The sequence below is a fragment of the Mesorhizobium sp. M7A.F.Ca.CA.002.05.1.1 genome, from assembly GCF_003998335.1.
In the GTDB taxonomy this organism is placed as follows: Bacteria; Pseudomonadota; Alphaproteobacteria; order Rhizobiales; family Rhizobiaceae; genus Mesorhizobium.
This window is the reverse complement of record NZ_RZQI01000911.1, coordinates 1-2,340: the sequence shown is the minus strand read 5'-3', so window position 1 is coordinate 2,340 and position 2,340 is coordinate 1. Positions and strand designations below refer to the sequence as shown.

The window sequence follows — 2,340 nt, the reverse complement described above, 5'->3', positions numbered from 1 at the left end:
ATGGTGTCGGCATCGACCTCACCCGCCGCGATCTGCAGGACGAGGCCAAGAAGGCCGCCCGGCCCTGGGACTGGTCGAAGGCCTTCGACCGCTCCGCCCCTTGCGGCCCGCTGGTGCAAGCGCAGGAATCCGGCCATCCACGGAAAGGCCGCATCTGGCTCGCCGTCAACGGCAAGGTCAGGCAGGACGCCGACCTCGCCGAACTGATCTGGCCGATATCGGATATCGTGTCGATCTGCAGCGAGGCGATGGAACTCGAGCCCGGCGACCTGATCTTCACCGGTACGCCGGCAGGCGTCGGCGCGGTTGGCGTCGGCGACACGATGACCGGCGGCGTCGACGGCATCGGGACCATCGAAGTGACCATCGGCCAACCGAAGTGAGGCCATGAGCGAACTCATCCTGCACAACTACTATCGCTCCTCCACCTCCTATCGGGTGCGGATCGCGCTGGAGATGAAGGGGCTGAGCTACGACTATGTCCCGCATCATCTGCGCCATGGCGAGCATCTGGAACCAGCCTATCTCGCGGTCAATCCTCAAGGGCTGGTGCCGGCGCTGATCCTCGGCGACGGCACGCTGCTGACCCAATCGCTGGCGATCATCGAGTTCCTCGACGAGACCAAACCGGAACCACCGCTGCTGCCGAAGGACCCGGCCGGCCGGGCACGCGTGAGAATGCTGGCGCAGATGATCGCCTGCGACATCCACCCGGTGAACAATCTGCGCGTGCTGACCTCGCTGCGCACTCTGTTCGGCGCCGGCGACGAAGACATCACCAACTGGTTCCGCCACTGGGTGAACGAGGGTTTCCGGCCGCTTGAAAAGATCATGGCGTCGTCGGCGGAGACGGGTACATTCTGCCATGGCGATGCGCCGGGCCTGGCCGACATCTGCCTCGCCGCGCAGATTGCCAGCAACGCCCGGTTTGGCGTCGATCTGACGCCCTACCCGACGATCGCGCGCATCAACGCCGCCTGCATGGCGCTGCCGGCCTTCCAGAAAGCCGCGCCCCAGAACCAGCTCGATGCCGAGTAGAGAAGCCACTGACCCGGATGAAGCCAAGGCGCTGGCCGATATCGAGGCCTATGGCTGCCACATCTTGCATGTGCTGGAGGAAGGCGACGATCCGCCTTTCACCTATTCGGTTGGAATAGAGCACAACTTCAAGGCGCCGGAACTCATCGTCATCGGCCTGAAGCCGGAAATCTCCCAGTTCATCATCAACGAGTATTGCAGCCGCGTCCGCTCCGGCGAGGTTTTCCAACCAGGGCAGCGATCGTCCGGTTTTATCGAAGGTTTCGACTGTCAATTCGGCACCGTTCACATCGAACACTACCGCGAGCATTTCGGCTGGGACCTCTGGTTCTACGACGGCCTGGATTTCCGTGTTCTCCAGCTGATCTATCCCACTGTGGACGGCATCTGGCCATGGCAGGCCGAGGCGAGCAACTGGTTCCGGGCCTGGCAGCCGCTTCTCGACACCGCGCCGTCGCCATAGGCCTATCTGCCGACGCGCAGCGTCAACGCCCAGAACAGCAGCGCCAACAGGCCGATGCCGGCGCCAAGCACACAGACGCCATTCCAGCCCATTGCACCGTAAGCCATGGTCGAGGCGATGGAGCCCAGGGCACTGCCGACCGAGTAGAAGATCATATAGCCGCCAACCAGTCGGCTGCGCGCATCCGGGCGCCGGGCGAAGATCAGGCTCTGGTTGGTGACGTGGACGGCCTGGATCGCCAGATCGAGCATGACGATGCCGGCAACGAGCAGCCACAGCGACATGCCCATGAAGGCGATCGGCAGCCAGGCTGCCATCATCAGCAGCAGGCTGAAGCCGGTGACCAACTGGCCGCGGCCGCGATCGACGAGGCCGCCGGTCCAGCGCGCACCGAGCGCGCCGGCGACGCCCGCAAGGCCGAAAAGCCCAATCTCGGTATGCGAAAGTGAAAATGGCGCAGCACTCAACGGCAGCACCAGCGGCGCCCACAGCACGTTGAAGCTGGCGAAGATCAGCATGGCCAGCACCGCCCGCACGCGCAGCAGCGGCTCCTGCGCGAACAGCAGCAGCACCGAAGCGAGCAGGCGCGGATAGGATGTGCGTGGCCGCTCCGCCTCGTGGCGCGGCAGGATCAGGTAGAGAACCATCGCCATGACAAGCGTCAACCCGGCCGAGACAAGATAAACCCAGCGCCAACCGGCGAAATCGGCGACGACCCCTGAAGCGAAGCGGGCAAGCAGGATGCCCAGGATGACACCGCTGGTGACGGTGCCGACCGCCCGCCCCCGCTGCGACGCTACGGCGAGGTCGGCAGCGAAGGCGACCAGCACCTGCACCAC

4 protein-coding genes are annotated in these 2,340 nt (G+C 64.7%); 3 read left to right on the top strand and 1 reads right to left on the bottom strand.

The features are described 5' to 3' along the window. The 3 genes from EN939_RS30400 to EN939_RS30390 all read left to right on the top strand — a co-directional run. On the top strand, positions 1–383 hold a 383-nt coding region (locus EN939_RS30400; RefSeq protein ID WP_164751361.1), incomplete at its 5' end, for a fumarylacetoacetate hydrolase family protein. Between the two features lie 4 nt (positions 384–387). Beyond that, positions 388–1,038: a maleylacetoacetate isomerase gene (gene maiA / locus EN939_RS30395; protein WP_127271345.1), complete on the top strand. Its 651-nt coding sequence runs from the start codon at positions 388–390 to the stop codon at positions 1,036–1,038. Next, complete coding sequence (locus EN939_RS30390; protein WP_127271343.1) at positions 1,028–1,501, top strand: DUF4262 domain-containing protein; 474 nt, start codon at positions 1,028–1,030, stop codon at positions 1,499–1,501. The genes maiA and EN939_RS30390 overlap by 11 nt, the downstream gene beginning before the upstream one ends. 2 nt (positions 1,502–1,503) lie before the next feature. Here EN939_RS30390 and EN939_RS30385 read toward each other — a convergent pair. Beyond that, on the bottom strand, positions 1,504–2,340 hold an 837-nt coding region (locus tag EN939_RS30385), incomplete at its 5' end, for an MFS transporter (protein ID WP_164751360.1).